The organism is Duganella sp. CF458 (assembly GCF_900113115.1).
GTDB lineage: Bacteria > Pseudomonadota > Gammaproteobacteria > Burkholderiales > Burkholderiaceae_D > Rugamonas.
Window position 1 is genome coordinate 1 of the sequence record NZ_FOOF01000053.1, and the last position, 1,766, is coordinate 1,766.

Annotated in this window: 1 protein-coding gene; it reads right to left on the reverse strand. The window is 57.4% G+C overall.

Translation table 11 applies throughout. From position 1 onward, the window contains the following. Positions 1 to 1,766 (reverse strand): VCBS domain-containing protein (locus BM269_RS28890; protein WP_170860519.1); only part of this gene is annotated, 1,766 nt, incomplete at both ends.

Consider the following 1,766-nt stretch of genomic DNA (forward strand, 5'->3'; position numbering starts at 1 on the left):
GCCGGTACAGACTCCACCATGAGTGTTGTGCCAGCATCGACATCCGATGCATTAGCCAGTGCATCGAGCGTCACCATCACATCGTCTTCAGTCGCACTGCCAGTCACCGCACCCGTCACCACTGGCGCATCGTTGGTCCCGGTGACGGTGAATTTCACTGATGCAGGAGTGGTCGTGATGCCGTCAGATACTTGATAGCTGACCATCACTTCTTTCGCCTGCCCCTGCGCCAAACTCTGATAGTCAGAATGGCTTGGATCCAGCGTAAAGCTATGCGTCCCGACATCGTAACTAACACCTGCCGGCAGTACAGCGGGAACCGATTGCACCATGAGTGTTGTGCCAGCATCGACATCCGACGCGTTGGCCAGTGCATTGAGCGTCACTGCCACACCGTCCTCAGTCGCACTGCCAGTCACCGCACCCGTTACCACCGGCGCATCGTTGGTGCCGGTAACAGTGAACTTCACTGATGCCGGAGTGGTCGTAATGCCGTCGGATACTTGATAGCTGACCATCACCTCTTTGGTCTGGCCTTGCGCTAGGTTCTGATAACCTACATCGCTTGGATCCAGCGTAAAGCTGTGCGTCCCAGCGTCGTAACTGACACCTGCCGGCAGTACGGCCGGCACCGATTCCACCATGAGTGTCGTGCCGGCATCTACATCCGATGCATTAGCCAGCGCATCGAGCGTCACCATCACATCGTCTTCAGTCGCGCTGCCAGTCACTGCACCTGTCACCACCGGCGCATCGTTGGTGCCGGTAACAGTGAACTTCACTGATGCCGGAGTGGTCGTAATGCCGTCGGATACTTGATAGCTGACCATCACCTCTTTGGTCTGGCCTTGCGCTAGGTTCTGATAACCTACATCGCTTGGATCCAGCGTAAAGCTGTGCGTCCCAGCGTCGTAACTGACACCTGCCGGCAGTACGGCCGGCACCGATTCCACCATGAGTGTCGTGCCGGCATCTACATCCGATGCATTAGCCAGCGCATCGAGCGTCACCATCACATCGTCTTCAGTCGCGCTGCCAGTCACTGCACCTGTCACCACCGGTGCATCGTTGGTGCCGGTGACGGTGAACTTCACTAATGCTGGAGTGGACGTGATGCCGTCGGACACTTGATAGCTGACCGTCACTTCTTTCGCCTGACCCTGCGCCAAACTCTGATAGTCAGAATGGCTTGGATCCAACGTGAAGCTGTGCGCTCCGGCATCGTAACTGACACCTGCCGGCAGAACAGCTGGCACCGATTCCACCATGAGTGTTGTGCCAGCATCGACATCCGAGGCGTTGGCCAGTGCATTGAGCGAAACCGCTACGCCGTCTTCAGTCGCGCTGCCAGTCACTGCACCTGTCACCACTGGCGCATCGTTGGTGCCGGTGACGGTGAACTTCACTAATGCTGGAGTGGACGTGATGCCGTCGGACACTTGATAGCTGACCGTCACTTCTTTCGCCTGACCCTGCGCCAAACTCTGATAGTCAGAATGGCTTGGATCCAACGTGAAGCTGTGCGCTCCGGCATCGTAACTGACACCTGCCGGCAGAACAGCTGGCACCGATTCCACCATGAGTGTTGTGCCAGCATCGACATCCGAGGCGTTGGCCAGCGCATTCAGCGTCACCATCACACCGTCTTCAGTCGCGCTACCAGTCACCGCACCCGTTACCATTGGTACATCGTTGGTGCCGGTGACGGTGAACTTCGCTGATGCCAGAGTGGTCGTGATGCCGTCAGAGACTTGATAGCTGACCAT